Source organism: Brevundimonas intermedia (assembly GCF_004614235.1).
GTDB lineage: Bacteria > Pseudomonadota > Alphaproteobacteria > Caulobacterales > Caulobacteraceae > Brevundimonas > Brevundimonas intermedia_A.
In genome coordinates, this window is sequence record NZ_SPVH01000006.1 from 1,157,041 (window position 1) to 1,182,181 (window position 25,141).

The following is a 25,141-nucleotide window of genomic DNA, read 5'->3' on the forward strand; positions in this document are numbered from 1 at the left end:
CCGAACCGTGTTGATTGTGGGCGAAGTTACCCTCGCATCGTTCGATGATCCTGCCTGTTTGCGCAATGATCTGCGGCTGGTAGATATGAAACGCAATAATCTGCGGTCGAAAGGCGGAAACTTGTGACCCTGCTTGATCCTATCGACCAGCGCATTCTTCAACGGCTTCGCGCTGATGGCCGCGTGAGCAACGCAGACCTGGCCTCTGCGATCGGTCTGTCGCCGTCGGCGTGCCTGCGCCGGGTGCGACGGCTTGAGGAACGCGGCGTGATCCGGGGCTATGCCGCCGTCCTGGCCAACGACGCCGACGACGGGGTGGTGGCCTATGTCGAGATCACGCTGGAGAAACAGACCGACGACCATATGCGTCGGTTCGAGGCGGCGGTGCGCAACCATCCCGAAATCCGCGACTGCTATCTGATGGCGGGCGAGGCGGACTATATCGTGCGGGCCGTTGCGCCCGACATCGCGGCCTATGAGGTGATCCACAAGGATGTGCTGTCTCGCCTGCCGGGGGTGTCGCGCATCCACTCCAGCCTGGCGATCCGAAACGTTCTGGCGGCGCGCGGCTGAACCCTCGCCGTCGTGCGGTGTTCACACGGCATGAAGATCACCGAACTGTTGCCCTCCGCCCTCATCGGCGCCGTCTCCAGCGCCCGATCCATGACCCCGATGGCGGCCATCGCGGCGGCCGAGTTGGCGCACAAGCCGACGCCGGGCCGGGTCTTCCTGTTGAACCAGCCGCTGTTCAAGTTCGGCGCCCTGGCTATGGGCGTCGGCGAGCTGCTGGGCGACAAGATGAAGTCGGCGCCCGACCGCACCGTCTTCCTGGGCCTGTTGGCGCGAGTAATGAGCGCGGGGATCGCGGGGTCGGCCCTGGCGCCGCACGGCAAGGAAAAGCTGGGCGCTGGCGTCGCCGTCGCGACCGCCGTGCCGCTGGCCTATCTGACCCTGGCCGGTCGCAAGAAGGCCATGGCTCGTATCGGCCAGACGAAAAGCGGACTCATCGAGGACGCCCTGATCGTCGGGGCGGGCGCTCTGGTCGTCGGTCTGACGGTCGCGCGGTTCAACCGGCGCTAAACGCTCGACAGTCGGGCGCATGCGGCGATAGGTGAGGCGGCGTTTCAAAGGACCTCGCCATGATCACCCGTATTCAGCCCGGCGCCCGCATGAGCGAAGCCGTCATCCACGGCGACACCATCTATCTGGCCGGCCAGGTCGGAGAGCCGGGCGACGACGTCATCGCCCAGACGAAGACGGCCTTGGCCGAGGTCGAGGCCTTGCTGGCCGAGGCGGGCAGCGACAAGTCCAAAATCCTGATGGCCCAGATCTGGCTGGCCGACATCGGTGATTTCGACGCGATGAACAGCGTGTGGGACGCCTGGGTCGACACCGCCAATCCGCCGGCCCGCGCCACAGGCGAGAGCCGGCTGGCGTCGCCGGACTATCTGGTCGAAGTCATCGTGATCGCCGCCAAGGGTTGAAGCTCTAAAACCCGTCAACCTCGGGCTTGTCCCGAGGGCCCACAGCTGACACGGACCCGAACGCGACCGGACCAACGACCTGCCAACCGCCATCGCTCGAAATTCGCGGACAAGTGGACCCTCGGGACAAGCCCGAGGGTGACGGAGCGCGGAAAGGATAAGGCGTTGACCCCGCGAGTTGCAGACTGCAAACCGCCGACATGTTGCAGAACCTCGAAACCCTCGCCCGCGAGGCCAAGTCCTGGCCGTTCGAACAAGCCCGCAATCTGCTGGCCCATGTGCTGAAGAAGCGCCTGACCGACGCCGAGCGGGACGCGGCCAAACTGCTGATCGACGCGGGCAAGTCGGACGAGGCGCTGGCGACCTTCCCGGCGCTGCAACGGGCGGTGATCCTTGAGACCGGTTATGGCCCGTCGGGCCTGCCGCACATGGGCACCTTCGGCGAGGTGGCGCGCACGACCATGGTGCGCAACGCCTTTCGCGCCCTGACGGGCGATCATTGGCCGACGCGCCTGATCGCCTTCAGCGACGACATGGACGGGCTGCGCAAGGTGCCCGAGGGCATCCCGAATCCGGAAATGCTGCGCGAAGACCTGCACCTGTCGCTGACGCGTGTGCGCGACCCGTTCGGCACGCATGACAGTTTCGGGGCGCACAACAACGCGCGGCTGCAGGCCTTCCTGGATTCGTTCGGCTTCGACTACGAGTTCATGAGCTCGACCGAGACCTACAAGTCCGGCCGGTTCGACGCGACGCTGCTGACCCTGCTGGAGCGGTTCGACGCCGTCATGGCCATCATGCTGCCGACCCTGGGCGAGGAGCGGCGCGCGACCTATTCGCCTTTCCTGCCGGTCAGCCCGATCACCGGCCATGTGCTGCAGGTCCCGACCCTGGCGCGCGACGTCGAGAAGGGTACGATCACCTTCGAGGATCCGGCCGGCGAACCGGGCAACCGCACCGAGGTTCCGGTCACCGGCGGCCATGTGAAGCTGCAATGGAAGCCCGATTGGGCCATGCGCTGGGTCGCGCTGGACGTCGACTACGAGATGTCGGGCAAGGACCTGATCGAGAGCGTGCGCGAGTCGTCGAAGCTGTGCCGCGCCCTGGGCGGCACGCCGCCGGAAGGCTTCAACTACGAGCTCTTCCTCGACATCGAAGGCAAGAAGATCTCCAAGTCCAAGGGCAACGGCCTGACGATGGACGAGTGGCTGCGCTACGGCACGCCCGAGAGCCTGAGCTGGTACATGTTCCAGTCGCCGAAGTCGGCCAAGAGCCTGCACTTCAACGTCATTCCGCGCGCCATCGACGACTATCTGGCCTTCATCGAGAGCTACAAGACGCAGGAGCCGGCCAAGCGGATCGACAACGCCGTCTGGTCGATCCATGCGGGCGATCCGCCGACCCACACCTCGCCGGTGTCGTTCGCGTTGTTGCTGAATTTGGTCGGTGTAGCCAACGCCTCGACCAAGGACCAGCTGTGGGCCTATTTCGCCAAATACCTGCCCGAGGCGACGCCGCAGAACGAGCCTCTGCTGGACCGGCTGATGGGGTCGGCGCTGAACTATTACGAGGACTTCGTGAAGCCCTCGAAGTCGTACCGCCTGCCGGACGACAAGGAGAAGGCGGCGCTGCTGGACCTGGCGGAGCGGCTGAAGGCCCTGCCTGCGGACACGACCGACGGCGAACTGATCCAGAGCGAGGTCTATGCCGTGGGCAAGGCGCATGCGTTCGAGCCGCTGCGGGCCTGGTTCGGGGCGCTGTACGAGGTGCTGCTGGGTGCCAGCCAGGGGCCGCGCTTCGGCTCGTTCGCGGCTATCTACGGGCTGCCGCAGACCATCGAACTTATCCAGGCGGGGGCGAACGGGAAACTTGCGTAACCCTGATTTTGGTCAGGATTGTTAACCCTGGACGTTTTGGATGGGCGCGTAGCCGGGGAGGCGACGTTGCGTTACGAAATCGACGAGGCCGCGCGGATATTGTGGTTGGATCTGGTCTCGGCTGGATCAGCCGACAAGGTGCTGACGGCGACGGTGACTCTGATCGCAGACCGGCCGGAGCTTTGCAGCTGGGACTGGATCGTCGAATGCGAGCCGATACCAGATGACGCGACGATCCAGCACTTGGGCAAGCTTGCAGAGGCGTGGGGGCCGCCGCCAAGTGATGAGGCTGTGACGGTCTTTGTGACCCACGATCGCCTGCTTTATTTGTGGGCGCGGGTGCTGGATTTTCAGTTCGTGCGTCGCAAGCATTTGATCGAGCGGGACGTCGAGGCGGCGCGACGGCTGGTCGAGCGTCGGCGAACGGCGCGGGCAACCAAGATGAACGGAAAATAACGGCGAAGCTCCGGGAGCCTTCAGGTTCGTCCAGGCATTCTCCTCGCATCGGCAAACGCGCTGACAGGAGAAGAGTTATGTCGAACAGGATTTTCAAGACCGGTCTGGCCACGGCTGCCGCTCTGGCCGCTATGGTGACGGCCGCCCCGATGGCCGCCCAGGCTCAAGCCAATGGTGTGACCAACTGCGACGCCCCCGGGGGTCGCCAGCGTGCAGGCGCCCTGATCGGCGCCGTCGTCGGCGGCGTGGTGGGTTCCAACCTGGCCCGTAACGAGCGCACGGCCGGCACCATCGTCGGCGCCGGCGCCGGCGCGGCGGCGGGTTCGTATATCGGCTGCAACCAGCAGCGCGCGCGTGCGGCGTCTGTGTCCAACGGCTCGCAATATCGCGCTTCGTCCAACCTGCGTATCCGCAGCGGTCCCGGCACCAACTATCGCCAGGCCGGCACATTGTCGGCGGGCCAGCCCTTCACCGCTGTCGGTTCGCAGGGGGAGTGGGTCCAGATCGCCGGCGGCGGCTGGGTGAACGCCCAATACGTCACGGCCAACTAGGTCTGAACGGATCACCATCGAAAGCCCCGTCCGGTTCGCCGGGCGGGGCTTTTGCCTTGGTCAACTACTGACTGACCCAAAGAATACGGGCCATCCACTCGATTTCGCGGCGTGGGACGACGCGGGGTGGATAATCGGGATTGATGGAGGACAGGGTGACGGTGCGGCTGGTCAGGCTGGTCACCTCTTTGGCCACGGTCTCGCCGGTCGTCAGGCGGGCCACGACTCGATCGCCACGCCGCACGCGCGTCGCTTCCTGATCGACGATGACCCGGTCGCCCTCGCGATAGAGCGGCGACATGGAATCTCCGGTGATCTTCAGGCTGAACAAGGTGTCCTTGGCGCGCGGCAGGTCGGTCTGGTCCCAGCCTTCCCCGGTCGGCAGACCCGCATCGTCGAAAAACCCGTCCTGTCCCGCCTTCGCCAAACCCAACAGCGGGACGGTGGCGGGTCTGTCCGGAGCATCCTCCGCGAGAATTGCAAAGTCGGCTAAGGACACGCCGGTCGCCTGAAGCACCAAGGTCATACTCTCGGTCGAAGGCCAGCGCGGACGCGGCGGATCGCCTGGACCAAAGCGTTTGGACGGATTGAAGCTGGTAGCGTCCAGACCGGCGCGGCGGGCTAGGCCGGACGGCGTCAGACCCTCGCGCCGCGCCAGATTATCGACGGCCTTCCACAGTTTGGCGTGCGATAGCGGCATTGCGTCCCGGAAACCGATTCGTCCACAGGATACGATGCAGGGCTAGGAATTTCTACCTAGGTTCGTAGAAGCGGCTCGTCGCTCTTGCCAGGCGTAAAATGTGCCGACGATGATGCAGATTATGATGAGATAACTGGTCAGGTTCGTGACGGTATACAATGACGCTACCAATACGTTCTGGCCCGTCAATCTCATCAGCTGCGACATCACCGTGATCAGCTGTAGCCCAGCAGCCCAAACAGGCCAGGATTGTCGGTAGCGCCACGCTATGATGCAGAATGCAACCAGAACGCCGGTGTCGATCAGCAGCAATCCAACAGGGACGCCTTGAAAGCCGTCGTTTTCTTGCAAAACGAGCGATGCGAACCAGGCAAACAGGTAAGCGCCAGCCCCGAATTTTTCCGGCTTATTCCCCTTCAGAAAGGAGAACAAAGCCATGCCGACCATAAAGACGGCGCCAACAATCGCGTAAATGATGTTGAACATGACAAATCGCCCCCGCGCATCACTGCGCGAGGGCGATCATGGCTGAATTTAGCTCAGACTGAAATCTCGATAAGCCAAGCTTACCAAGAATTCACGCTACGCGATGGAGGTGCGTCGGCGTGAGTGCTGCCTTGGGGTCAAGCCAGTCATTGGGTTTGGCGAGCGGGCCAGCGGCATAGGCGCCGTAGCCGAGGCGGCGGTGATCTTTTTGGAGTTCGGCGTGGCAGGCCACGATGGACTCGCGCGCAGCCGACAGAGCGGCGATGGTTTCCATGGCCTTGGCTTGCGAAACCGTGCCGCTGACCGGCGACAGCGACAGGGCTGCGCGGGCGCCGATGAAGGATTGAACCAGCGTCGTCGCCTGGGTGATCGCGGCGTCGATCGCGAGTTCGGTAGCATGCAGATCGCCAGCAACGCTGGTGACGACTTCAGTGCGGTCCATGAAAGCCCCTCAGATAAGGTTACGAGAGACTTATGGTTATCACATCTTAACCATGGTTGGTAGAGGTATCTTCATAAGTGCGGCAATCGCGCGTTGAAGCGCCGCCATACGGGTGGCGCTGAAGTTCAGCATTGATGGGGATCTCGGCCGAATCGGCCCCAAGGCCGGCGGTGATTAGCCCTGGTTGTCCAACAGGAAGTGGGCCGTCAGGGACGCGATTGGCTGTGCACGTTCTTCCTGCCAGGCCTCGGCCTGGACATGGGCGACGCGGCGGCCGGCGCGGCTGATGCGGGCGCGAGCGAAGACATCGATGGGCCGGCCGGTGCGCAGATAGGCGACCGTCACATTGATCGGGCGCGGCAGGCGAGGGCTGGGGAAGATGATCGCCACCTGGGCCATGGCGGTCATTTCCAGAAGCGCGGCCGTCGATCCGCCGTGCAGGGCGGGCAGCATGGGATTGCCGATCAGCTTATCGGCAAACGGCATGATCACCGTGATCTCGTCGCCGCTGACCAGGGTCTGAAGACCCAGGAAGCGGGCATAGGGCATGCAGTTCAGGATGTCGGTCATGCGGCGGCTCGCGTCGAAGGCTCGCGGGTCTGGTTAAGGATGTAGGCGGACTGGGCGGCGGCCACGGGATCTGCGGGGTCGTCCTCGAACGCCCAGGCGCGCACGAAGGCGATGGTGGGGGTTAGGCGATAGCAGAGCCCCTGGGCCAACAGATCCTGACGCGGCCGCGCCGCACGCATATAGTCGACGCGCAAGTCCAGGGTGGCGATGGGTTGGAAGGTGTCGAGCGCCGTCCAGACCGCCAGGCCGCCGATGTGGTCGAGCAGGGTGGTGACCAGGCCGCCGGCGAAGACGCCGCTGTCGGGATCGCCCACCAGATCCTCGCGCCACGGCACGCGAATGCGCGGCTCGCCGTCGTGCAAACCATCGAAGGCGAAACCCAGCGCGCCGGTGTGGGCGGCGCCGGCCGCCAGTTGCGGCAGGATGGTGGTCAGGAAGCTCTCTTGCATCGTGCGGGCTGAACCTTTTGAGCCGATTTTCCGATCATCTTGTATGAGGCGGCGACCTGACGGCGTCGAGAGCGTTACCGCAACATGACCCGCCCCGAAGACCTGCTGCATCCGACGCCTGCCGGGCTCTATTGTCCGCCGGGCGACTTCTATGTGGATCCGGTTCGGCCGGTAGATCGGGCCGTCATCACCCACGGCCATGCGGACCATGCGCGCGCCGGACACGGTGCGGTTCTCGCCACTCGCCAGACCCTGGCGATCATGGCCGAGCGTTACGGCGTCGATTTCACGGCCCAGCCGCAGTCGGTGGAATATGGCGAGGCGACCGCGATCAACGGCGTGGACTTGCGGCTGGTCCCGGCGGGTCACGTCCTGGGATCTGCCCAGGTCGAGGTGCGGTGGAAAGGGCTGACCATGGTGGTTTCGGGCGACTACAAGCGCCGCCGCGACCCGACCTGTGCGTCCTTCGAGCCCGTGCCGTGCCACGTCTTCATCTCGGAAGCGACGTTCGGATTGCCCGTCTTCAGTCACCCTCCGGCAGAAGAGGAGGTCGGGCGGTTGGTGCGGTCGTTGGGCCAGTTCCCCGATCGGGCGCATCTGGTCGGGGCCTATGCGCTGGGCAAGGCGCAACGGATCATCCGGCTGCTACGCGAGGCGGGCTGGGATCGCACCATCTATGTTCATGGCGCGATGGAACGGCTGAACGCTCTGTACGAGCGCGAGGGCGTCGATCTGGGGCCGTTGGCGCCGACGCGCGACCTGCCCAAGAATGCGCTGGGTGGAGAGGTCGCCATCGCTCCACCGTCCGCCATTCAGGATCGCTGGGCGCGGCGCTTCGCCGATCCGGTCACGGCCTTCGCCTCGGGCTGGATGGGGGTGAAGGCGCGGGCGCGTCAGAGGGGCGTGGAACTGCCGCTGGTCGTGTCGGACCATGCCGACTGGAACGAGCTGACGGCGACCTTCACCGAACTGAAGCCCGAGGAAATCTGGATCACCCACGGTCGGGAGGAGGGCCTGCTTCGATGGGCCGAGATCAACGGCCAGAAAGCGCGGGCGCTGCGTCTGGTCGGTTATGACGAGGAGGACGAGGAGGCGTTGGACGTCCGGCCGGACTGAGGATCAGGCGGCGGACCGGTCGCCTTCGTCTTCAGAGAGCCGGTCGGCGTGGCCGGCCTCTTCCTGGGCCGCTGACAGGGCGGCGTTCATCGCCATGCGCAGGCGTTCGGGCTTGATGGGCTTTTCCACCACGGCGGCCATGCCGATCGAGAGATAGTGTTTGGCGTCTTCCGGATCGGCGTTGGCGGTCAGGGCCACGATGGGCACGCGACCGACGGCGCCGGGCAGGGCGCGAATGGCCTGGGTCGCCTGAACACCGTCCATGCGCGGCATCTTGATGTCCATCAGGATCAGGTCGTAGCGGCTTTCCTGAACGGCCTGAAGCGCCTCCAGACCGTCCTCCGCCAGTTCGGAGCTGCAGCCGAACATCTCACACAGGGCCTGGGCCACGACGCGGTTTGTGGCGTTGTCGTCGACGATCAGAATGTGGGGGGCCGACTTCAGGTCCAGTCCGGACAGATCGGACACGTTCGATTGGACTTCGACCTCGACGGCTGCGCGCGGGGCGGTCAGGTCGAAGGCGAAGGTGGCGCCGCGACCCTTGTTGTTCTCGGCCCAGATCCGGCCGCCCATTCGGTCGATGACCTGGCGGCAGATGGACAGGCCTAGGCCTGCGCCATCGGGACCGGAGCCGTGAACGAAGGGTTCGAAGATCGAGTCGACGCGGTCGGGCTCGACACCGGGCCCGTCGTCGCGGATGCGGGCCTCCATATGGATCTGGTCGCTCTCGACCCAGGCTTTCAGCCCCGCCTCGACCACGCCGTTGCGGGCGAACTTCAGCGCGTTGCCGATCAGGTTGTTGAACACCTGCTTCAGTCGCGTGCCGTCGATGACGGCCGCCAGTTCGGTGTCGCCTTCATAGCCGACCAACAGGGTGACGCCGTCCTGAGACGCGCGCGGCTCCCACATCGACTGGATGTCGTCCATCACGGCGCGAAGGGCGGTGGGGGTGTTGTTCAGCTCCAGTTCGCCGGCTTCGGCCTTGGACAGATCGACCGCGTCCTGAAGAATGCGCAGCAGGGTTTCGGACGAGTCCACGATGGTTTGGACGTGCGCCTGGGCCGCCGCGTTCAACGGCTGACGACGCAACAGTTCAGCGACGGCCAGAACGCCGTTCATCGGCGTGCGCAGCTCGTGGCTCATGATCGCCAGGAACTGGCTCTTGGCGCGAGCGGCGGCGATGGCCTGGGCGCGGGTGTCGCTGAGGATCGCGGCCTGTTCGGCCAGCTCTTCGTTCTGTTCGCGCTGGCGCGTATTGACGGCCTGCAGCAGGGTCGCAGCCGTGCCGACGCCCAGATAGGCGCCATTGTGCGTGACGATGAAGCCGCGCAACAGGGCGGCCGGGCCGCCCTTCAGCATGATGTCGCAGAAGGCGTCGATACGGACGCCGGCCTCGACCACAGCCGGCTCGGGGTCCATGGCGAAGGTGATGGGGCGCAGGTCGTAGAGGGCGTGGCCGAAACGGGCGGCGATTTTTTGCAGGAAGGCGGTGCGTTCGACCAGTCCGACCGGACGATTTCCATCGACCACGGGGATGACGAGCGTGTCCGGCTCGCGTTCGAAACGCGCCAGCACCTCGCAGCCGAGAGTCGTCGGCGCAACCGGCTTTGGACGCTCGGAAAGGGTCTCGATGGTCGGCATACTGCCCGGAACTCCTACTCGTTGGGACTAATGGCCAAAATCGCTTGCGGATTGGTTAAGCTGGCGCGCGCGGATGCAAATCGATGCAAACGGTGATTTTGCGCCGCCTACGGCTTTGGTGTATGAGGCCTGTCTGACCCATCTGGGTCCCCATCCCTTTGTGCATGCGCGCGGCCGACCGGCCGACCGCAGATTCGTCATGAGCGTCATCCTGGAAAAGACCTCCCCCACTGCCATAAAGACGGCCCTCGTCCTCTTCTCCGGCGGGCAGGACAGCGCGACCTGTCTGGCCTGGGCGCTGGAGCGGTTCGAGCGGGTGGAGACGGTCGGCTTCGACTACGGCCAGCGTCATCTGGTCGAGATGGAGGCGCGCCAGGCGGTGCGCGCAGGGATGAAGACGGCCCTGCCGCAATGGGCCGACCGGCTGGGCGACGACCATGTGGTGGACCTGACCGGATACGGCCGGATCGCCGAGAGCGCCCTGACCGCCGACCGCAAGATCGAGATGGATGCGCGCGGCCTGCCGACCACCTTCGTGCCTGGGCGCAACCTGATCTTCCTGGTCGCGGCGGCGGCTCTGGCGGACCGGCGCGGGCTGGAGGTGCTGGTCGGCGGCATGTGCGAGACGGATTTCTCGGGCTACCCGGATTGCCGCCACGAGACGATGGAGGCCATGGCGCGGGCCCTATCGCTGGGCCTGGACAAGGCGGTGGTGATCGACACCCCGCTGATGTGGCTGACTAAGGGCCAGACCTGGGAACTGGCTGAGACGCTGGGCGGTGCCAAACTGGTCGAACTGATCGTCGAGGACAGTCATACCTGTTACCGGGGCGACCGGACGCATCGGCACGCCTGGGGTTATGGCTGCGGCGAATGTCCGGCGTGCGAGCTGCGCGCGGCGGGGTATGAAGACTGGGTCGCGAGCCGGTGACGTATTCGGCCAAGGAAGTCTTTCTGACGGTGCAGGGCGAGGGCGGACAGGCGGGACGGCCGGCGGTCTTCCTGCGTTTCGCCGGCTGCAATCTGTGGAGCGGGCGCGAGCAGGATCGGGCCGCCGCCGTCTGCAGCTTTTGCGACACGGATTTCGTCGGGGTGGACGGCGACGGGGGCGGCAAGTTCGCCACGGCGGACCTGTTGGCCGACCATGTCGCGGCGATGTGGCGGGGACGCGAGGGCGACCCGAAACTGGTCGTTTGCACCGGCGGCGAGCCCTTGCTTCAACTGGATCCGCCGTTGATCCAAGCCTTGCACGCGCGCGGTTTCGAGATCGCCATAGAGTCGAACGGCACCCTTGCGGCGCCTGACGGGATCGACTGGGTCTGCATCAGCCCCAAGGCCGACGCCGATGTGATCCAGGTCACGGGCCAGGAACTGAAGCTGGTCTATCCGCAAGCCAAGGCGATGCCGGATCGGTTCGAACGCCTTGATTTCGAACGGTTTTGGCTCCAGCCCATGGACGGTCCCGACCAGGCGGCCAACACCGCCGCCGCCATCGAATACTGCCTGACCCATCCTCAGTGGCGCCTGAGCGTCCAGACCCACAAGTATATCGGCGTCCGCTAATGCCCGTTTTCGAAATCACCAAACAGGCGACCTTCGACGCCGCCCACCATTTCCCGAACGAACCCGAGGGCAGCATCTATCGCCGCGTCCACGGCCATTCCTTCACGGTCGAGGCGACGGTGCGTTCCGAAGTGCTGGACGCCGAGCACGGCTGGGTCGCCGACCTGGGCGCGCTGGACCGGGCGCTGAAGGCGGCGGCGGAGACGCTGGATCACGGCATGCTGAACGAGCATCCGGGTTTGGAACTGCCCAGCCTGGAGAACCTGTGCCTGTGGTTCGTCAAGACGCTGAAACCCGAGTGGCCCGGCCTGTGTCGGGTTCAGGTGGCGCGGCCGACGATCAACGAGCGGTGCGTGCTGAGTCTCTAGATCAGCAGCGCTTGCCCTGGCGTTGCCGCTCTTCGCAGCGGCGTTGCTCGCGCTCGTAGTCGCGCTGCTCCCGCTCGCGGCGCAGCTTGGTCTCTTCGTCCGAGGTGGTGACGGCGTCGAAGCCGGCGCCGACCACCGCGCCGGTGGCCTTGGCCGTCCCGCCGACAACTGCCGCAGTGCCCCCGACGACAGCGCCGACCAGGCAGCCCTGGAGCATCAGACAGCCCCCCAGAACGACGACGACTTGAGATACGGAAACGAGGCGATTTCGACGACGCATGAGGGACGACTCCAGAGATTTGGAATAGTCGCTGATAATCATGAATGAGGGCTGACTTCAGGCCGTGCGTTGCGGCAGCAGTTTGCGGCGCTGGCGCGACAGAGCCAGCGGGGTTCCATCGGCGCCCCAGGCGGCGGCCTCGTCCACCGTCCAGCCCAGACCCAGGTCCAGCATCCTGAATTCGAAGAAGGCCCACCCGTCGGGAGCCGTCTGCGGCGTCGGATCGGTCAGGATGTCGATGCGCAGGTCCACGGTCGTCATCGCCGCCGGGGTCTTCGACAGGGTCCAGGCAGGCGGATAGAGGGCGTCCAGCAGGTAGCAGAGCCCGACATCGTCCAGCGGCCGGCCGTCCGCCATGCGCATCCAGGTGCGCTCGACCGGTGGTCGGCCCTCGTTGCCGCCCAGGATGTTGGGGCCGCCGTCGAACCGATATTCGACGTGCTGCGAGAAGTGCGGGGCCATGGGTCCGTGGATGGTCGCCTTGGGGTTCAGACTGCCCAGCGGCGGGGGCGGCAGGTGCAGGGGTGTGACCGGCGATGTGGCGCCGTCCAGCCCATAGGTGCCCGTGGCATGGTGGGTCAGGCGACCGTACTGTTCAGCCTCGACCGCCGCATAGACGACGTTGCGGCCGCCGCGCAGCAGGCGCGGGCGAAAGGCGACCTGATCGCCGAACCTGGCCGCCGACAGGTATTGCACCGACAGGGTGCGCAAGGGCGCGGTCAAGGCCAGACCCTGGCGCATCGACTGGGCGCACAGGGCCGCTAGCAGGCCGCCGAACGGAAAGCCCTTTTCCGGCGCCATGCTCGACGGACCATTGGAGAAATGACCGGGCACCGGGGCGGACAGACCGCCGTCGTCCAGAGTCTGAAAGGCTAGGGCGGCGTCGAGGGAGATCGGGAGCGTCATTGCGCAATCCTGCGTCAGGCGAAGAGGCGGCGGAAGACCTGATGAAGATCTCCCGCCGAAGTCGAAGGAACAAGGCGGCGAACCCAAGGTCCGCACGTCCGTTGCCAAACAAGACTGACCTGGACCGTTCGGATTTGCAACCCTTGCCAAATGGCTGACGCGGGGTCACTTTCGCCGCATGGGACGCACCGCCGACTACAGCCGCCAAAGCTGCTCCATCGCCGCCACGCTGGAAGTGATCGGCGACCCCTGGACCCTGCTGGTCATCCGCGACGCCTTCAACGGCGTCAGCCGGTTCGAACAATGGCAGGACAATCTGGGCGTAGCGCGCAACGTCCTGGCCGCCCGCCTGAAAAGTCTGGTCCAGCACGGCGTGCTGGAGCCGCAGCTTTACTCCGAACGCCCGCCGCGCAACGAATATGTCCTGACCGCCAAGGGCAAGGATCTGTATGGCGTGCTGGTCACCCTGCACGGCTGGGGCGCCAAGCACGTCTATGGCGACGCCGACAGCGGCATCGACATGATCCACAAGACCTGCGGCTCGACCCTGACGCCCCGCATCGCCTGCGGCTGCTGCAACGAGATCGTCAAACCCCGTGACATCCTGCTGACCCGCGCCGAGAACCGGCCGACGGTCGGCGACGTGATGCCGAAGGAAGCGGCTTAGACTTAGCCCGCGTCCGCAAGCCGCTTGGTGGAAGCGTCCTCTGCCTCATCGGGTAGATATTCCAGAATGTCGCCAGGCGCGCAGTCCAGATAGCGGCAGATCGCATCCAAGGTGTCGAAGCGCAGACCCCGGACCTTACCGGACTTCAGTAGCGACAGGTTGGTCTCGGATATGCCGATGGCGCGGGCCAGGACGTTCGAGCGCACCTTTCGGCGGGCCATGACGACGTCGAGGCGCAGGACGATGGGCATCAGACGAACCTCGATGCGTCGTCGTTGACCTCCGCTCCCCATTGCATGACGCGCGCGACGACCAGCAATACGAGACCCAGGCCCAAGGCCTGAAGACTGTCGAGCCGAAGCCAGCCCTCGTCGTCGAAACCGGCGGTCGTCACCAGCAGGTGGCCCAGGGTCGGAGCGACGGCATAGGCCATCAGCCACAAGGCGATGCGGCCAATGCATCGGGCGTTGGCGGCGTCCAGCACCACGGCCGAGCGATAGAGGCCGAACAGGCGACGCAACTCCCACAGCACAGCCAGAGCCGGAATCAGCATCAGCGAGGCCGACCCGGCCAAGGCCAGTTTTCGCGCGACGGGAATGACGCCGACCGTGGTCCAGCCGGCAGGCAAGGGCGGCACGTCCGGCCCCAGCATGATCTGCATCCCGCCCGGTCGAACTTGAAGGCGAGGGCCGTCATAGGCGAGCACCGCCACCAAGGCGATGGCCAGAATCGCGGCGCCGATCACGAACAGGATGGCGAACAGAATTTCCAGCGGCCGACTAAGCCTTCGGATCCGCGTCAGGGACGAGGCTTCGATGGGGATCGGAGGCGGCAGATCGATGATGACAGCCATGACGAGCCTGATTGACAGATATATTTTTATGTATTTCGATATGTATCGTTGCGCAAGCGGAGAAGGCGAAATGAGACGGTCGAGGATTTCATGGTGCGCCGGGCTTGTCATGCCGGTTCTCCTGTTGGCGGGCGGCGGCTGCGCCACTGTCGCGACCGTACATCCCCGCGAGGCGGCGGACATCGGTTCGGCTTCGCGCGGTTCGGCGTTGGAGGCCAGTCTGGCGCGGCCGGGCCAGGTGACCTTCCAAAGGGTCGCCTTTGCGCGATGGACCGGCGGTAGAGGCGCCTTCATCGACCGCGACGATCCGCGCACCGCCGCCGTGCCCAAGGGGGACGAAGAGGCGACCATCTATGCCTATGTGATCGACCACCCCCGGTTCGGCCGATACCTGATCGACGGGGGCGTATCGCGGGCGCTAGAGCCGCGGCTGAATCCCCTGATGCGGCGCGCGCTTCAGGATCTGAATGTGCGGATCGACCGGAGCATTGCCGAGTGGCTGGCCGCGCAAACCCCGCCGCGCGCGGTCTTCCTGACGCACCTGCATTTCGACCATGTCGGCGGGGTTCTGGATCTGGCGGATGGGACGCCCGTCTATGTCGGCGCCGGCGACGCAGAAGAACGCAACCTGATGCATCGCCTGACGGGACGGCCTGCCGACATCGCCTTGTCGGGCAAGGGGGCGTTGCGTGAATGGACGTTCACGCCAGACCCGGACGGGGTCTTCGCGGGCGTGATTGATGTATTCGGCGACGGTTCCGTCTGGGCGATCAGTCTGCCGGGACATTCGCCGGGATCGACCGGCTATCTGATCAACGCCGTGGACGGGCCGAAACTGGTGACGGGCGATGCGGTCTCGACCCGTCTGGGCTGGGAGCAGGGGATGCCTCAGCCGTTGCCCGCCTCGGCACGAGCCGCAGCCGAGGCTTCCGCCGCCGCGCTTCGTCGTTTCGTCGCGGCCCGTCCAGGGGTCGAAGTCTTCCTTGGGCACCAATCGCGAACGGGTCAGTCGGACTAGATGCCAATGCTGCCGCTTTCCGGCAGCAGCCGTGATACGGTTCGTCGGTGTCCCGGTCCGAACGCCTTCTCGATCTGCTGAACGTCCTGCGGCGGCATCGTCGGCCGGTGAGCGGGCAGGTGTTGGCGGATGAGATGGGCGTCAGCCTGCGCACCCTTTATCGCGACATCGCCAGCCTGCAGGCGCAGGGCGCGACGATCGAGGGGGAGGCGGGGGTCGGCTATGTGCTGAAGCCAGGCTTCATGCTGCCGCCGCTGATGTTCACGCCGGAAGAGATCGAGGCCCTGGTGCTGGGCTCGCGCTGGGTGGCGGATCGGGCGGACCCACGCATGCGGGATGCGGCGCTGGCGGCCCTGGGGCGGATTTCGGCGGTGTTGCCGCCGGACCTGCGCGACGAGATGGAGACCTCGGCCCTGCTGGTCGTGCCGGGCGCGCCGTTCCCGGCGGATCAGGTCGATCCGGGGCTGTTGAGGAAGGCGATCCGCGCCGAGCGGCGGCTGAGGCTGTGCTATCGCGACGAGGCTGGCGCGGCGTCCGAACGGGTGGTCTGGCCCTTCGCCCTGGCCTTCTTCGACCGGGTGCGGCTTCTGATCGCCTGGTGCGAACTGCGAGGCGATTTCCGCAGTTTCCGAACGGATCGCATCGTCGAGGCCGAGGTGATGGAGGCGCGCTATCCTGCGCGTCGGCAGGCCCTGATGAAGACCTGGCGCGAGGCGCACGAAAGGTCGAGGTCGTCCGAAGGCTGCTGACGGAAACTGGCAGCAGGACCGGCTAGGCTCCGTCGTGTTGGAGCAAAGGACGGGCTGATGATCGAGATCGAAGACATTCTTCTGGCTGTCGCGGATCCAGAGACCAGCGCGCGCTTCTACGCGGGCCTTCTCGGTTGTCGGCCTGTGATGACGGGGCCGGATCGGGCGCTGTTCGTGCTCAGTTCAGGCCGTGCGCTGGGCCTGTTGCGGTGCGCGGACGATCGGCGCGAGGTGTGCGAGGTCGATTTCCCCCTAGACGGCGCAGCCGCCGTCGATCAGGCCCACATCGACTGGTGGGACCGGGGCGCGCGCATCCTGACGCCGCCGATGGATACTAAACCGGGCCGCAGCTTCGTGGCCGGCGACCCGGACGGGCATCGGCTTAGGGTCTACGCCGTCGCCGCGTGAGGGGACAATGAGCGGGCCCCCTCGGCTCGGCGGGCCTATTTTCGCACGTACTTGTCCAGGAATGTCAGATAGGCGTCCTGGGCGGTGATGCGGTTGTCGCGGCGGGTGAAGCCGTGGCCCTCGTTGGGGAAGAGAACGTATTCGACCGGCACGCCGTTGGCGCGGACGGCGGCGACCAGTTCATCGCTCTCGACCTTGAGCACGCGCGGGTCGTTCTCGCCTTGGACGACCAGCAGGGGCTTGTTGATGCCGTCGGTGTGGAACAGGGGCGAGATGCGGCGGTGGCGTTCGGCGTCGGTCGCGGGGTCGCCCATTTCGTCATACAGGGCGATGCGTTGGGCGCCCCACCAGGCGGGGATTGATTCCAGGGTCCGAACCCAGTTGGTCACGCCGAAGATGTTGACCCCGGCAACGAAGGCGTCCGGATGGAAGGCCAGGGCGGCGGCGGTCATATAGCCGCCGTAGGATCCGCCCATCACCGCCACCTGGTCGTCGGCGACCCAGTCCTGCTGGCGCAGCCATTCACCGCCGGCGACGATGTCGCGCAGGTCAGCCTCGCCGTGCTTCTTGTCGTCCAGGTGGAAGAAGGTCTTGCCATAGCCGGAACTGCCCCGGTTGTTGGCGCCCAGCACCGCATAGCCGTGGTTCACCAGATGCTGGACCATGGCCGAATAGCCGCGTCGGGTCTGGCCGCCGGGGCCGCCGTGGACCAGGACGATGGCCGGTGCCGGATGGGCGGCCGAGGCGCCCCGGGGTTTGTAGAGGACGGCCGGGATCATCACGCCGCCTTCGCCGGGGTAGCGGACGATGGTCGCCTCGACCAGCACGTCTTCGTCGATGGCGGGGTTCAGGGCGTGGGTCAGGCGGCGGGCCTGACCCGTGGTCAGGTCGGCGACGAAGATGTCGGCAGGCGAGGTGTCGGACGAGACGATGAAAGCGATGGTCTTTTCATCTTCGCTGAAGCGCACATTGCCGATGTCGCCGTCGGGCAGGCCGGTTAGGGCTACGGGCCGGTTCGCGGTTGTGTCCAGCAGGGTCAGTTCGGTCTTTGCGTCGGCGTTCAGGCCCGAGACCCGGTAGCGGCCGCTGGGCGAATAGAAGACGAAGCTGACGTCCCAGTCGGCCTGGATCAGGGGCGTGACGGCGCCGGTCGCAAGATCGTGGCGGAAGGCCTGCTGGAACTCGCCGTTCTGGTCCGTGCCGATCAGGACGGCCTTTGAATCCGGCGTGAAGTCGTAGGCGGCGTAGGCGACGTTGCCTTCATGCGGCGTCAGCAGCTTCGGTTCGCCCGGCGCCGTCAGATCGACCAGATAGAGATCGTTGTTCGCGCTGGTCAGGGCCTTGTCCAGCACCAGCCAGCGGCCGCCCGGCGACAGGGCGGCGGGCGAGAAGCCGCCGGTGTTCTCGAACACCATCCGATGCTCATAGGTGGCGGCGTCATAGGCGACGACGTCGAAGGCCGCCGCGTCGCGCCCGTTGGACATGACGTAGAAGGTCTTGCCGTCGCGGCTCCAGCCCAGGAAGTCGGCCTTGAGCTTGTCGCCCGGCGTCAGGTCGGTGACGGTTCCATCGACGGCGCGCACAAACAGATGGCTGAGCTCGTCGCCGCCTCCGTCCTGGCTGAACAGGATGCGCGCGTCGCTCGGGAAATAGCTGACCGGGTTGGCGGCGCTGGTGGTCGAGGCGGTCAGGGCGACCGGATCGCCCCCGGCGACGGGCAGGGCGTAGGCGTTGAAGACGCCCGTCTTGTCCGACCGGATCAGCACCGATTCGCCGTCGGGCGAAAAGGCTTTGGCCCCGCTATAGGCCAGGCCATAGCTGGTGGTGTCGAAGAATTGCGCCGCCGTATAGGTGGGCGTGGCCGGCTGAACGGCGGCGGGCTGGGCCGAGACTTCGGCGGCAAGGGCCGTGGAGGGAAGGGCGGCCACAAGGGTCAGTACGGAAACCAGGCAGGCGGTGGTGCGCATCGGAACCTCTCGCCGGTGTGATGACTGTAAGAGGCGGCAGAAGAACACGGCGGATGCGGCCTGTCTTCGATTTAATGAATCGCCGCTATGCGACGACTGCGGTCGTGTCGCGGATGAAGCCGCCGCCGAGGACCCGTTCGGTGTCCACGGGATCGTATAGGGCGCAGGCTTGGCCGGGGGCCACGCCTTCTTCGCCGTCATCGAAGACGATGCGGATGTCGCCGTCGATCATGGCCAGTCGGGCAGGGGACGGCTGACGCGTCGAGCGGACGCGGGCCAGGACGGGGATACCGGCCTGTGCGGCCTCGACGATGGTCGCCTCATCGCCCAGCCAGTTGGTTTCTTCCAAGGTCAGGGAGGCCGTCAGCAGAGCTTCGCGCGGACCGACGATGACGCGGCGCGTCTCGGGCTCCAGCTTGGTCACGAACAGCGGCTCGCCCACGGCGACGTTCAGGCCTCGACGCTGGCCGATGGTGTAGTCGGTGATGCCCGCATGCTTGCCCAGCACCCGGCCGTCCATATGCACAATCTCGCCGGCCTCGCGCCCCTGCGGACGCAGTCGGTCGATCAGGGTGCGATAGTCGCCGGACGGGACGAAACAGATGTCCTGGCTATCCGGCTTGGCGGCGATCTTCAGACCCAGTTCGGCGGCGACGCCGCGCACCTGGGGCTTTTCCAGATCGGCTAAGGGGAAGCGCAGATAGTTCAACTGGTCCTGGGTGGTGGCGAACAGGAAATAGGACTGGTCGCGCGAGTGGTCGATCGCCTTGCGCATCTGCGAGCGATTGCCGACGGCGGCGCGGCGGACATAGTGGCCGGTGGCCATGGCCTCGGCCCGCAGGTCGCGGGCGACGTCCAGCAGGTCGCGGAACTTGACCGTCTGATTGCAGCGGATGCAGGGGACCGGGGTCTGGCCCTTTAGATAGGAGTCGGCGAACTGGTCGATGACCGCGTCCTTGAACCGGCTTTCATAGTCCAGGACATAGTGGGGGATGCCAATCATCTCGGCGGCCAGACGCGCGTCATGAATATCCTGGCCCGCGCAGCAGGCGCCCTTCTTCTTCAGCGTCGCGCCGTGGTCATAGAGTTGCAGGGTCACGCCGACGACGTCATAGCCCGCCTTGTGGAGCAGGGCGGCGACGACGGTGGAATCCACGCCGCCCGACATGGCCGCCACGACTCGGGCGCCGACCGGCAGACCGACCGCCGCCCGCGCGCTCTCGACCGCCGCATCCATGTCGGTGCGGACGATGTCGGGAACGGGGCAGATGTCTTCGACCAGGGTCATTGCGGCCATTTAGTGCGGAACCGGCGCGATTTCGAGGCCCGCAAACGAAAAGGGCCGCACCCGTCGCCGGATACGGCCCTTCTTCGTCTTCGGGGGGAACCCTTAGGAGCGGTAGCTCTGGATCCGCGTCGTACGCAGACCCTGCATGCCCCACTTATCGATGGCCTTCTGCCATGCGAGGAATTCTTCGGCCGTCAGGCGATACTTCGCCAGGGCGTCGTCAAGGCTGAGCAGGCCGCCGCGAACGGCGGCGACGACCTCGGCCTTGCGGCGGATCACCCACCGGTCCGTATTGGACGGCGGCAGATCGTTCAGGGTCAGGGGCGTGCCAGTCGGTCCGACCACGTATTGTTCGCCTTTGCTATTCAGGCGTCGCTCTTGCAACATGGGCTTATGCCTCTTTCACCAACACCGTAGTGTCATGAAGGTAGGCGTTTCCGACTAAGGTCCGTTTAAGCGTCGTGGTGAAGGAACGGATAAAATCCGTCCCTCCCCGAACGACTCTGTAAACCTTGATTGCGCGACGATTCATCGAGACTAACGCTTACTTACTCGCCGATCAGCGTTTGATGTTGATCAGCTCGGCCAGCATTTCATCGGCCGTGGTGATGATTTTGGACGAGGCGGAATAGGCCCTCTGGGTGGTGATCAGGCCGGTGAATTCGGCGGACAGATCGACCGTCGATGACTCCAGCTGTTGGGCCGCGATGGTGCCCGCGCCCCCTGTCCCTGCGGCTTTGAGGTTAAAGGTGCCGGACTGCAGGCTGACGGCGTAGGCATTGCCCGAGACCTCTTTCAGGCTGTCGGGGCTGGGGAAGGTGGCGATCGCGACCTGGGCGATGCGGCGCATGACGCCGTTGTCGAAGACGGCGGTGACGAAGCCGCTATCGTCGATGGTGATGTCGCTCAGATTGCCGAAGGCCGTGCCGTTGGTGACCGTGGATTGGACGACCGATGCGGTGTTTAGCTGGCTGAGACCGCCGGCCGAGGTGTTGAGGTCCAGGGTCACGGTCTGGGCGGCGATGCCCAGGCCGTCAGCCCATTTGATCTTGCCGGTGTCCGCCGGATCGTTCGGATCGATGGTGTTGTCCGGATTTGATTCCAGGAAGGACAGGGTTGCATTCTCGGGGTCGTCGAACAGACCGGTCCCGGCAGGCCAGGTCTTCATCGTGTCGATGTCGAGGCGACCGGACGGGGTGAAGGCGATCAGGCCGGTCTTGATCTGGCCGTTCGAGTATGGCGCGCCCGTGACGACATCCTCTGCGGGGACCGAAACCACTTCAGCGTACCATTGGTTCGGCTGGTCGCTCTTCAGGAAGCGGATTTCCAGGTTGCGCTGGCCGCCCTTCGAGTCCGACACAGGGATGTTCATCTTGAAGTCGGGTTTCACGCCCAACGGGTTGTCCTCGTCGGCGTCGTACATCGCCATCGAGTTGACCGACGGGTCATATTTGGTCTTGGCGATGTTGTTGGTGGTTAGGCCGACGTCGGCCAGGTCCAGAGTGTATGGCGTTCCGGGAACGCCCGCGCTGGTCGGGGTGATGGTTAGCTGGGTCGCGGTGCTCGTCGCCGACCCATTGGCGCTGGTCGCATTATTGGGAACGAAGCCCGTCAGCGCGCCGGCGGCGTCATAGGTCGCCACGCCCGTGATCTTGGTGATGCCGGTCTTCAAGGTGACGGCGTAGTTATTGGCGTCGATCCGCTCATAGGCCACCGACACGTCGTGCACGCCGGGGGTCGGCGCCGTCGTGTCTTCGATACCTTTGTAACTCTGTGGAGCGGCAGGGCTGGACACGGCCTGGGTCGAGCGCAGGTTGGCGTTGATCTGCACGCGGGTGGTCGGTTCTGCGGTGCCGCCGACCGACCCGATGTTGATCGAGCGCAGGCGAGACAGATCCGACGGATCGGTGGAGATGTCGCCGTTGGAATCGACGGGCCAGCCCTGGAGATACAGACCGGCGCTGTTCTTCAGATAGCCCAGCTTGTCGACGCGGAAAGCGCCGGCGCGGGTGAACAGGCGAGTGTCGGTCGCTGCGACGCCTTCAGGCTGAGTGGTGGTGACGAAGAAGCCTTGGCCGGCGACGGCGAGATCGGTGCTCTCGCTTGTGCGCTGCAGTTGGCCTTCCTGACCGATGAACGACCGGGTGTTGGTGGTGACGCCACCGGCCGAATAGCTGCCGCCTGAGGCCGATTGGCTGTTGACCAGGGTCTGGAACTCGCTGGCCGTGCGCTTGTAGCCCACGGTGTTGACGTTGGCGATGTTCTGGGAAATGGCGGCCAGGGCGGCGGAGTTGGCGGCGAGACCGGAAACGCCGGCCAGCATTGCACTGTTGAGGCTCATCGTAGAACGCTCCTTAAATGAAGGTCATCGGGAAGGCGGCGGATCGCATCATGCGGCCGCCTCCTCGGTGGGGACGTTCGGATTCTCCGTATCGTCGGTGTCGTTGTCGGCCGCCTTGATCTCGTTCAGCGAGATCACGGTCGAAAGCGGAAGGATGGAGTCGCCGATCACCAGGTACGGCGCGCCGTTGTACATTTCGACGCCGGTGACCCGGCCCTGGATCAGGGCCTGAGCATCGATCTTGGCGCCCGTGGCGTTGGTCGCGGCGACCTTCAGGGTATAGACGCCGCCGTCCTCGGCCTTGCCGCCGTCCTTCAGCGTGCCGTCCCAGTTGAAGGTGTGCAGGCCGGCCTTCTTGTCGGGCGCGGCGCCTTCCCAGACGACGGCGCCCTTGCTGTCCACGACCTGCAAAGTGGCCTTTTCGGCGTCGGCGCCCAGTTCATAGGCCCAGCTTGCCTTGCCGTCGTTGAACTCGGTCGCCGTCCAGGCGGCGGTCACGCTCTTGCCGATGTAGTTGGACGCGTTGTCCAGCCCGCCTGCGGATTGAGCCGAGAGCAGACTGGTCAGCAGGTCGTTGGTCAGCAGTTGCTGCTCGACGCCTGCCATCTGGGTCAGCTGTCCGGTGAACTCGTTGGAATCCAGCGGCGACAGCGGGTCCTGATTTTTCATCTGTGTCGTGAGCAGCGTCAGGAAGGTCTCGAAATTCGAGGCCAGCATGGTGGTGCTGCTGTTCAGACGACCAGAGGCGTCGGCGGTGGAGATGGCGTCGACCATGGGGTCAGACCTTCAGATCGACGCGGTCAGGCGTCTGGGAATGGTTGATCCAGGCGCCGGGCGCCGGAATTATGGGGGTGTCGGCCTGGGCCGCCAGGCGAGTGCCGCCTGCGAACAGGGCGTTGCGTTGCTGCTGACGGTCGAAGGCGCCGCCGTTGCCGGCCGACGGATCGCGTTGCGAGAAGTCGAGGGCATCGCCTGCGACCTGGAAGCCGGCGTCCTGAAGCTGGCGACGCAGTTCGTCCGCGCGGCCTTTGAGATCGGCCGCGGCCGCAGGATTGTCGAAGGCCAGACGGGCGGACAGCTGGCCGTCCTTGCCGATCTCCAGGCTGACATCCACGCGGCCAAGATCCTCGGGCGTCAGCACCATGTCGAACCGCGTCGAACGGCCGTCCAGCTTGCGCGCGATCTGGGCGGCGAGTTGGGCGGTGGTTTCGACCGTGGCGCGGGACAGGGTCGATAGGCCCAGATCACGGTCCGGGGCGACGGCCTGTTGAACCGACTGCGTATCGGCGGGAACAGCGCTGGAGGCCTGAGCTTCCGGTGCGGCTGGCACGGGAGAAGAGAGGGATGCGGCGATCGCCTCAGCCGTCTTCACGGGCTGGGCCGTCGTTTGCGTGACGGTCGCATCGGCCTTGGCCAACGGCGTCGCCGTAACGTTTGTGGTTTCGGGTTGAGCAGGCGTCGTCGCCGCGTTGCTGGTCTGCTGCGCCAACTCATGGCGCGCGGCGCGGATGGACGGTGCGGCTTGAGGCGTGGCTGACGGCGCCGGAGCCGGAGCCGGCTTGTCGGCTGGCGCGCCTGCGGGCTGATCAGATGCAGGCTGATCGGGTTCAGCGGACAGCTCTGCTGCGATAACGGCGGCGGCGACATCAGTGGTGACGGCCGGGGCGGGCTTGGAAACCTGCGCCATGACCGAGACCTGGACCTGAGCCGCCGGGATCTGGGCGGTCGTCATAGCCTGAACGATGGACGCGGCGGCGGACTTGCCGTTGTCGGACGGCGCGGCCTGGACAACGACCTTGGCGGCCTCAGGCGCGGCGACGCGGGTTTGATCGACAGGGGGCGCATCAGTCTTCGCTGTCGGCTGATCGAGAGGAGCCGATGCGACCTCCGGCAGGGATTTCTTTGGTGCGGTAGGGGAAGACGATTGAGCCGGTGCTGCATCAACCGGGGCGTTTTCCGACGTCTTCGACGGGGTGTCAGGGACGGCTGGCGCAGCGTTCATGATCGGCAGAGCGGCTTTCGCCGCTGCCATGATGTTCAGGTCGGCCAGAGCCGTTTGCTGCTCGGCGGTGACGGCAAAGCCTTCGGGCAGAGTGATCTCAGCCGCGTCCTTTGCACCGAGATTGGTCGAAGTGTCGGGCGCGCTGACATCAATCGATGCGGCGTCGTCTGGCGTCTTCGATGTCGATAGCGTCGGTGTTGCGGCGATGAGTGAGGCGCGGCTTTGCTCGACCGGCGTGTCGGTCTTTGGCGCCACGGGGACGGTTGAGGTTGCGCCGATGTCGGCCTGAACGGCAGAATTTTCGGCGACCAGCGGCGGTGGTGTCGAGGAATTCGCAGCTATCGCCAAGCCGATGTCGGTCTGAACGGCGGTATTTTTGGCGACCAGCGGCTGCGGTGTCGAGGAACTCGCAGCTATCGCCAAGGGCGTCGATTGGGGGGGCGGGACCAGGGCGAAAACCGCAGCAGGGGCGGCGGTGTCGTCGGTCGCAGTAACATCCTCGACTACGGCGGGTTCGTCGCCGACAGCAGGTTGCGCCTTGGCGTCGACAACCTCGGGTGCCGCCGGCAATGCCGTTTCAGTCTCTGGGCTTTTAACGACGGCGTCTTCGGTGACGGCCTGGTTCAGTACAAGGCCGAGCGGGCGAGGGGTGGTCAAATGGCCAATGGACGCGGCCTTTACAGTCTTTGCCTCGCCTAGACCCGCATCCAGAACGCTTGCGACCTTGCTTGAGAACAGACCGACATCGTTCGCTTCGATGCCCGAGGCAGCAGCCGTCGTTCCGGTCGAAACCGGAGCGGCAGGCGCGAACAGTGCGGAGGCGATCGACATGGAAGCGCGGCGGCTTTTCGAATGGGGACGACGGCGCCTGCTGCGCCCAAGGGTTCGCCATCCTCAACGCAAGGGTCGGGCCAGTAAAATAAGTCAGCGAAAACAACATCCAGTGTAGGCGTGTTCGT

At 65.5% G+C, this 25,141-nt stretch carries 30 protein-coding genes; 14 read left to right on the plus strand and 16 right to left on the minus strand.

Translation table 11 applies throughout. The features are described 5' to 3' along the window. Positions 1-123 precede the first annotated feature (123 nt). The 6 genes from EGY25_RS12055 (at position 124) to EGY25_RS12080 (ending at position 4,368) form a co-directional block, all read left to right on the plus strand. Entirely contained in the window at positions 124-573 is a 450-nt protein-coding gene (locus EGY25_RS12055; protein WP_135195194.1) for an Lrp/AsnC family transcriptional regulator, read from the plus strand. Between the two features lie 30 nt (positions 574-603). Then, positions 604-1,080, plus strand: coding sequence for a hypothetical protein (locus tag EGY25_RS12060; protein WP_135195195.1), 477 nt, complete (start codon positions 604-606; stop codon positions 1,078-1,080). Positions 1,081-1,139: 59 nt separating this feature from the next. After that, positions 1,140-1,484: a RidA family protein gene (locus tag EGY25_RS12065; protein WP_135195196.1), complete on the plus strand. Its 345-nt coding sequence runs from the start codon at positions 1,140-1,142 to the stop codon at positions 1,482-1,484. A gap of 200 nt (positions 1,485-1,684) precedes the next feature. Next, positions 1,685-3,361 (plus strand): lysine--tRNA ligase, encoded by a 1,677-nt coding sequence (locus tag EGY25_RS12070; RefSeq protein WP_135195197.1) that lies wholly within the window; start codon positions 1,685-1,687, stop codon positions 3,359-3,361. 66 nt (positions 3,362-3,427) lie between these two features. Next, positions 3,428-3,817, plus strand: a complete 390-nt coding sequence (locus EGY25_RS12075; protein WP_135195198.1) for a hypothetical protein — start codon at positions 3,428-3,430, stop codon at positions 3,815-3,817. A gap of 77 nt (positions 3,818-3,894) precedes the next feature. Continuing rightward, complete coding sequence (locus EGY25_RS12080; protein ID WP_135195199.1) at positions 3,895-4,368, plus strand: SH3 domain-containing protein; 474 nt, start codon at positions 3,895-3,897, stop codon at positions 4,366-4,368. Between the two features lie 64 nt (positions 4,369-4,432). On the opposite strand, the gene EGY25_RS12085 is transcribed toward EGY25_RS12080, so the two are convergent. The 5 genes from EGY25_RS12085 to EGY25_RS12105 all read right to left on the minus strand — a co-directional run bounded on the left by EGY25_RS12085 (position 4,433) and on the right by EGY25_RS12105 (position 7,015). Continuing rightward, the gene (locus tag EGY25_RS12085) at positions 4,433-5,068 is read right to left on the minus strand and encodes a S24 family peptidase (RefSeq protein WP_135195200.1); all 636 of its coding nucleotides are present in this window, start codon (positions 5,066-5,068) and stop codon (positions 4,433-4,435) included. Positions 5,069-5,110: 42 nt separating this feature from the next. Beyond that, positions 5,111-5,554 carry a hypothetical protein gene (locus EGY25_RS12090; protein WP_135195201.1) on the minus strand — a complete coding sequence of 148 codons (444 nt, stop codon included), beginning with the start codon at positions 5,552-5,554 and terminating at the stop codon, positions 5,111-5,113. Between the two features lie 91 nt (positions 5,555-5,645). Next, positions 5,646-5,996 carry a hypothetical protein gene (locus tag EGY25_RS12095; RefSeq protein WP_135195202.1) on the minus strand — a complete coding sequence of 117 codons (351 nt, stop codon included), beginning with the start codon at positions 5,994-5,996 and terminating at the stop codon, positions 5,646-5,648. A gap of 174 nt (positions 5,997-6,170) precedes the next feature. Beyond that, positions 6,171-6,566, minus strand: coding sequence for a PaaI family thioesterase (locus EGY25_RS12100; RefSeq protein WP_135195203.1), 396 nt, complete (start codon positions 6,564-6,566; stop codon positions 6,171-6,173). After that, positions 6,563-7,015, minus strand: a complete 453-nt coding sequence (locus EGY25_RS12105) for a PaaI family thioesterase (RefSeq protein WP_135195204.1) — start codon at positions 7,013-7,015, stop codon at positions 6,563-6,565. The genes EGY25_RS12100 and EGY25_RS12105 overlap by 4 nt, the downstream gene beginning before the upstream one ends. A gap of 84 nt (positions 7,016-7,099) precedes the next feature. Between EGY25_RS12105 and EGY25_RS12110 the strand changes: the two genes are divergently transcribed. Continuing rightward, positions 7,100-8,131 (plus strand): ligase-associated DNA damage response exonuclease, encoded by a 1,032-nt coding sequence (locus EGY25_RS12110; RefSeq protein WP_135195205.1) that lies wholly within the window; start codon positions 7,100-7,102, stop codon positions 8,129-8,131. Positions 8,132-8,134: 3 nt separating this feature from the next. On the opposite strand, the gene EGY25_RS12115 is transcribed toward EGY25_RS12110, so the two are convergent. Next, positions 8,135-9,772, minus strand: coding sequence for a response regulator (locus EGY25_RS12115; protein ID WP_135195206.1), 1,638 nt, complete (start codon positions 9,770-9,772; stop codon positions 8,135-8,137). A 199-nt stretch (positions 9,773-9,971) separates the two neighbouring features. On the opposite strand from EGY25_RS12115, the gene queC reads away from it, so the two are divergent. From queC to EGY25_RS12130, 3 genes are read left to right on the plus strand one after another with little or no spacing between them, the layout of a single operon-like run. Beyond that, the gene (gene queC, locus EGY25_RS12120) at positions 9,972-10,703 is read left to right on the plus strand and encodes a 7-cyano-7-deazaguanine synthase QueC (RefSeq protein ID WP_135195207.1); all 732 of its coding nucleotides are present in this window, start codon (positions 9,972-9,974) and stop codon (positions 10,701-10,703) included. Beyond that, positions 10,700-11,335 (plus strand): 7-carboxy-7-deazaguanine synthase, encoded by a 636-nt coding sequence (gene queE / locus EGY25_RS12125; protein WP_135195208.1) that lies wholly within the window; start codon positions 10,700-10,702, stop codon positions 11,333-11,335. Before queC ends, queE begins: the two co-directional genes overlap by 4 nt. Further along, positions 11,335-11,703 carry a 6-pyruvoyl trahydropterin synthase family protein gene (locus tag EGY25_RS12130; protein WP_135195209.1) on the plus strand — a complete coding sequence of 123 codons (369 nt, stop codon included), beginning with the start codon at positions 11,335-11,337 and terminating at the stop codon, positions 11,701-11,703. Before queE ends, EGY25_RS12130 begins: the two co-directional genes overlap by 1 nt. Position 11,704: 1 nt before the next feature. Here EGY25_RS12130 and EGY25_RS12135 read toward each other — a convergent pair whose 3' ends face one another. Then, complete coding sequence (locus EGY25_RS12135; protein ID WP_135195210.1) at positions 11,705-11,983, minus strand: hypothetical protein; 279 nt, start codon at positions 11,981-11,983, stop codon at positions 11,705-11,707. Between the two features lie 57 nt (positions 11,984-12,040). Beyond that, positions 12,041-12,889: a thioesterase family protein gene (locus EGY25_RS12140; RefSeq protein ID WP_135195211.1), complete on the minus strand. Its 849-nt coding sequence runs from the start codon at positions 12,887-12,889 to the stop codon at positions 12,041-12,043. A gap of 178 nt (positions 12,890-13,067) precedes the next feature. Here EGY25_RS12140 and EGY25_RS12145 point away from each other — a divergent pair, with 178 nt between their 5' ends. Continuing rightward, positions 13,068-13,556, plus strand: a complete 489-nt coding sequence (locus EGY25_RS12145) for a winged helix-turn-helix transcriptional regulator (RefSeq protein ID WP_135195212.1) — start codon at positions 13,068-13,070, stop codon at positions 13,554-13,556. 2 nt (positions 13,557-13,558) lie between these two features. Here EGY25_RS12145 and EGY25_RS12150 read toward each other — a convergent pair whose 3' ends face one another. Together EGY25_RS12150 and EGY25_RS12155 are read right to left on the minus strand one after the other, a co-directional pair. Then, entirely contained in the window at positions 13,559-13,807 is a 249-nt protein-coding gene (locus EGY25_RS12150) for a helix-turn-helix domain-containing protein (RefSeq protein ID WP_135195213.1), read from the minus strand. Next, complete coding sequence (locus tag EGY25_RS12155) at positions 13,807-14,409, minus strand: DUF2975 domain-containing protein (protein ID WP_135195214.1); 603 nt, start codon at positions 14,407-14,409, stop codon at positions 13,807-13,809. Before EGY25_RS12155 ends, EGY25_RS12150 begins: the two co-directional genes overlap by 1 nt. Before the next feature lie 109 nt (positions 14,410-14,518). Here EGY25_RS12155 and EGY25_RS12160 point away from each other — a divergent pair, with 109 nt between their 5' ends. Genes EGY25_RS12160 through EGY25_RS12170 form a run of 3 tightly spaced genes read left to right on the plus strand, consistent with a single transcriptional unit; the run spans position 14,519 to position 16,584 of the window. Then, complete coding sequence (locus EGY25_RS12160) at positions 14,519-15,427, plus strand: MBL fold metallo-hydrolase (RefSeq protein WP_135195215.1); 909 nt, start codon at positions 14,519-14,521, stop codon at positions 15,425-15,427. Between the two features lie 47 nt (positions 15,428-15,474). Then, positions 15,475-16,176 (plus strand): helix-turn-helix transcriptional regulator, encoded by a 702-nt coding sequence (locus tag EGY25_RS12165; RefSeq protein WP_135195216.1) that lies wholly within the window; start codon positions 15,475-15,477, stop codon positions 16,174-16,176. 57 nt (positions 16,177-16,233) lie between these two features. Then, complete coding sequence (locus tag EGY25_RS12170) at positions 16,234-16,584, plus strand: VOC family protein (protein ID WP_135195217.1); 351 nt, start codon at positions 16,234-16,236, stop codon at positions 16,582-16,584. Positions 16,585-16,619: 35 nt separating this feature from the next. Here the strand turns inward: EGY25_RS12170 and EGY25_RS12175 are convergent, their stop codons facing one another. The 6 genes from EGY25_RS12175 to EGY25_RS16790 form a co-directional block, all read right to left on the minus strand. Continuing rightward, complete coding sequence (locus EGY25_RS12175) at positions 16,620-18,551, minus strand: S9 family peptidase (protein WP_135195218.1); 1,932 nt, start codon at positions 18,549-18,551, stop codon at positions 16,620-16,622. An 85-nt stretch (positions 18,552-18,636) separates the two neighbouring features. After that, on the minus strand, positions 18,637-19,848 hold the full coding sequence (gene mnmA / locus EGY25_RS12180; protein ID WP_135195219.1) for a tRNA 2-thiouridine(34) synthase MnmA: 1,212 nt from the start codon (positions 19,846-19,848) through the stop codon (positions 18,637-18,639). A gap of 93 nt (positions 19,849-19,941) precedes the next feature. After that, positions 19,942-20,226, minus strand: a complete 285-nt coding sequence (locus tag EGY25_RS12185; RefSeq protein ID WP_026108337.1) for a DUF1153 domain-containing protein — start codon at positions 20,224-20,226, stop codon at positions 19,942-19,944. Positions 20,227-20,398: 172 nt separating this feature from the next. Then, positions 20,399-22,180, minus strand: a complete 1,782-nt coding sequence (flgE, locus tag EGY25_RS12190) for a flagellar hook protein FlgE (RefSeq protein ID WP_167762543.1) — start codon at positions 22,178-22,180, stop codon at positions 20,399-20,401. 48 nt (positions 22,181-22,228) lie between these two features. After that, entirely contained in the window at positions 22,229-22,954 is a 726-nt protein-coding gene (locus tag EGY25_RS12195) for a flagellar hook assembly protein FlgD (protein WP_135195220.1), read from the minus strand. A gap of 4 nt (positions 22,955-22,958) precedes the next feature. Then, entirely contained in the window at positions 22,959-25,013 is a 2,055-nt protein-coding gene (locus EGY25_RS16790) for a flagellar hook-length control protein FliK (RefSeq protein ID WP_245159453.1), read from the minus strand. Positions 25,014-25,141: the final 128 nt, after the last annotated feature.

What these genes read in the sequence shown, in the direction of transcription:
- EGY25_RS12060 (WP_135195195.1), top strand. Translation starts at nt 604, where the DNA reads ATGAAGATCACCGAACTGTTGCCCTCCGCCCTCATCGGCGCCGTCTCC.
- EGY25_RS12065 (WP_135195196.1), top strand. Translation starts at nt 1,140, where the DNA reads ATGATCACCCGTATTCAGCCCGGCGCCCGCATGAGCGAAGCCGTCATC.
- EGY25_RS12070 (WP_135195197.1), top strand. Translation starts at nt 1,685, where the DNA reads ATGTTGCAGAACCTCGAAACCCTCGCCCGCGAGGCCAAGTCCTGGCCG.
- EGY25_RS12080 (WP_135195199.1), top strand. Translation starts at nt 3,895, where the DNA reads ATGTCGAACAGGATTTTCAAGACCGGTCTGGCCACGGCTGCCGCTCTG.
- EGY25_RS12085 (WP_135195200.1), bottom strand. Translation starts at nt 5,068, where the DNA reads ATGCCGCTATCGCACGCCAAACTGTGGAAGGCCGTCGATAATCTGGCG.
- EGY25_RS12090 (WP_135195201.1), bottom strand. Translation starts at nt 5,554, where the DNA reads ATGTTCAACATCATTTACGCGATTGTTGGCGCCGTCTTTATGGTCGGC.
- EGY25_RS12095 (WP_135195202.1), bottom strand. Translation starts at nt 5,996, where the DNA reads ATGGACCGCACTGAAGTCGTCACCAGCGTTGCTGGCGATCTGCATGCT.
- EGY25_RS12100 (WP_135195203.1), bottom strand. Translation starts at nt 6,566, where the DNA reads ATGACCGACATCCTGAACTGCATGCCCTATGCCCGCTTCCTGGGTCTT.
- EGY25_RS12105 (WP_135195204.1), bottom strand. Translation starts at nt 7,015, where the DNA reads ATGCAAGAGAGCTTCCTGACCACCATCCTGCCGCAACTGGCGGCCGGC.
- EGY25_RS12110 (WP_135195205.1), top strand. Translation starts at nt 7,100, where the DNA reads ATGACCCGCCCCGAAGACCTGCTGCATCCGACGCCTGCCGGGCTCTAT.
- EGY25_RS12115 (WP_135195206.1), bottom strand. Translation starts at nt 9,772, where the DNA reads ATGCCGACCATCGAGACCCTTTCCGAGCGTCCAAAGCCGGTTGCGCCG.
- queC (WP_135195207.1), top strand. Translation starts at nt 9,972, where the DNA reads ATGAGCGTCATCCTGGAAAAGACCTCCCCCACTGCCATAAAGACGGCC.
- EGY25_RS12130 (WP_135195209.1), top strand. Translation starts at nt 11,335, where the DNA reads ATGCCCGTTTTCGAAATCACCAAACAGGCGACCTTCGACGCCGCCCAC.
- EGY25_RS12135 (WP_135195210.1), bottom strand. Translation starts at nt 11,983, where the DNA reads ATGCGTCGTCGAAATCGCCTCGTTTCCGTATCTCAAGTCGTCGTCGTT.
- EGY25_RS12140 (WP_135195211.1), bottom strand. Translation starts at nt 12,889, where the DNA reads ATGACGCTCCCGATCTCCCTCGACGCCGCCCTAGCCTTTCAGACTCTG.
- EGY25_RS12145 (WP_135195212.1), top strand. Translation starts at nt 13,068, where the DNA reads ATGGGACGCACCGCCGACTACAGCCGCCAAAGCTGCTCCATCGCCGCC.
- EGY25_RS12150 (WP_135195213.1), bottom strand. Translation starts at nt 13,807, where the DNA reads ATGCCCATCGTCCTGCGCCTCGACGTCGTCATGGCCCGCCGAAAGGTG.
- EGY25_RS12155 (WP_135195214.1), bottom strand. Translation starts at nt 14,409, where the DNA reads ATGGCTGTCATCATCGATCTGCCGCCTCCGATCCCCATCGAAGCCTCG.
- EGY25_RS12160 (WP_135195215.1), top strand. Translation starts at nt 14,519, where the DNA reads ATGCCGGTTCTCCTGTTGGCGGGCGGCGGCTGCGCCACTGTCGCGACC.
- EGY25_RS12170 (WP_135195217.1), top strand. Translation starts at nt 16,234, where the DNA reads ATGATCGAGATCGAAGACATTCTTCTGGCTGTCGCGGATCCAGAGACC.
- EGY25_RS12175 (WP_135195218.1), bottom strand. Translation starts at nt 18,551, where the DNA reads ATGCGCACCACCGCCTGCCTGGTTTCCGTACTGACCCTTGTGGCCGCC.
- mnmA (WP_135195219.1), bottom strand. Translation starts at nt 19,848, where the DNA reads ATGGCCGCAATGACCCTGGTCGAAGACATCTGCCCCGTTCCCGACATC.
- EGY25_RS12185 (WP_026108337.1), bottom strand. Translation starts at nt 20,226, where the DNA reads ATGTTGCAAGAGCGACGCCTGAATAGCAAAGGCGAACAATACGTGGTC.
- flgE (WP_167762543.1), bottom strand. Translation starts at nt 22,180, where the DNA reads ATGAGCCTCAACAGTGCAATGCTGGCCGGCGTTTCCGGTCTCGCCGCC.
- EGY25_RS12195 (WP_135195220.1), bottom strand. Translation starts at nt 22,954, where the DNA reads ATGGTCGACGCCATCTCCACCGCCGACGCCTCTGGTCGTCTGAACAGC.
- EGY25_RS16790 (WP_245159453.1), bottom strand. Translation starts at nt 25,013, where the DNA reads ATGTCGATCGCCTCCGCACTGTTCGCGCCTGCCGCTCCGGTTTCGACC.